This window comes from Anoxybacillus thermarum (genome assembly GCF_000836725.1).
Taxonomy (GTDB): domain Bacteria; phylum Bacillota; class Bacilli; order Bacillales; family Anoxybacillaceae; genus Anoxybacillus; species Anoxybacillus thermarum.
Genome location: NZ_JXTH01000118.1, coordinates 1 through 1,620, shown reverse-complemented (window position 1 = coordinate 1,620; position 1,620 = coordinate 1). Strand labels below are relative to the sequence as shown.

The following is a 1,620-nucleotide window of genomic DNA, read 5'->3' as shown; positions in this document are numbered from 1 at the left end:
GTCCAAGCGGGTTGAACAGGCCAAACGGAAGGCAGGACGGTTGTGGGCAGATGTGGTGCGTCAGAATCTACCGTGTCTGCAGCGGTCATCCGGGACGCCGATCCATCAAGCGTTGTCGGCGCTTCGGGATTTTGGTTGGGTGTAAAAAAATGGAATACAATATCATCACTTCAAGATGAGGGATGAGAGTCCAAAAGCGCTTACGATATCAATTCCTGAAAATGGTTCGCTAACTAGTGATTGACAACACCCGTAGTGAACCGAAAAAATGTTCTCCACAAAGTCTTGACTGACTCCATTATGTCTTTCCTTTCGAAATTCATACAAAAAATATGGTAAAATGAAAAAGTACTCATTTTGTCAGAAGGGGTTGAACACGTGAAAAAGCAATACTGGTATGTCATTATTACATACATCGCCATGCAGTTATCTAGTTTAATTGGCGTTCCTTTGCTTGCACATAGCGGGTTTGTTGACACATCCAATAAAGAAATCGCCCTATCAACTGCCTCAGGTTATTGGGCTGTCATTAGCTTCTCGATCGCTTTTCTTTTCGTTCTTTATTTCATGAGAGAAGATATGAAATACTCATATGACCGCCATCAAGCATCTATCGGAACGTCAATTTTTTGGGGAATTGGAGGGTTCTTTCTTGCCCTTTTCGCTCAAGGCATCGCAGCAAATATTGAGATGCACGTATTTGGCGTCGAGATGGGGTCTGAAAATACGAGACGCATCGTTGAGATGGTGAAGCTAACACCAGCGCTTATGCTCGTCACTTCGATCGTCGGACCTATTTTAGAAGAAATCATTTTTCGAAAAATTATTTTTGGAACGCTGTATCAAAAATATAACTTCTTCTTGTCAGCAACTGTCAGTTCCCTTTTATTTGCTGTCGTTCATCTAGAGTTTGAACATTTGCTTCTTTATGCAACGATGGGATTCGTATTTGCTTTCTTATATGTCAAAACAAAGCGTATTCTCGTACCTATTGCAGCACATGTACTGATGAACACATTTGTCGTTGTCATTCAAACGTTATTTGCTGAGGAAATTGAAAAAATAATGAAGGAAGCAGAACAAATGCAATTCGTGATTTGGAGGCTGTTTTCATGAAGTCTGAGCCGTTGTTTTACTTTTTGATGGGCATTTTATTCACTTATTTTGCTGTCGACAGCGCTGACGATGGCATTTGGGACGTCACAACGATGTTATTTATCCTTATTGCTACATTAGATTTTGGCACAGCTATTCGTTCTTTATTGAAAAAAACCTCCCGCTCATGAACGGGAGGTTCATTCATTTCCATAATGTTTTAAAACCTGAATCCGTGACAAAACATCTTTACAATGGTCGCAAACCGTTGATACGATAAGGGAAAACGACGTGAACGACTTTTCATCAAGTAGGTGAATATCATGAAAGATTTCCCGATTCGGTTTGTGTTGACAGATGAAGCGATTACGCCAAGTGCTGGACTTGCTCTCGTTGGTTACTTACTACATCAAACGAAACTGGATAAACGAGTAAACGCCCTTCGGCTCCCAACGGTTCGTCGAGATGTGCACATTTCCCATAGCGACGTCATTCGCTCGATGATCGGCTTGCTTGCCACAGGAA

General features: G+C 41.6%; 2 protein-coding genes and 2 pseudogenes. All 4 read left to right on the top strand.

Annotated features, from left to right (window positions below):
- Positions 1-145 (top strand): annotated as a pseudogene (locus tag LH47_RS15770) (UPF0236 family protein); the annotation flags it as partial.
- Positions 146-378: 233 nt separating this feature from the next.
- Positions 379-1,116: a CPBP family intramembrane glutamic endopeptidase gene (locus tag LH47_RS14560; protein ID WP_043968726.1), complete on the top strand. Its 738-nt coding sequence runs from the start codon at positions 379-381 to the stop codon at positions 1,114-1,116.
- The gene (locus LH47_RS15765; RefSeq protein ID WP_009362636.1) at positions 1,113-1,286 is read left to right on the top strand and encodes a YdiK family protein; all 174 of its coding nucleotides are present in this window, start codon (positions 1,113-1,115) and stop codon (positions 1,284-1,286) included. The genes LH47_RS14560 and LH47_RS15765 overlap by 4 nt, the downstream gene beginning before the upstream one ends.
- 132 nt (positions 1,287-1,418) lie before the next feature.
- A pseudogene (locus LH47_RS14550) lies at positions 1,419-1,620 on the top strand (IS1380 family transposase); the annotation flags it as partial.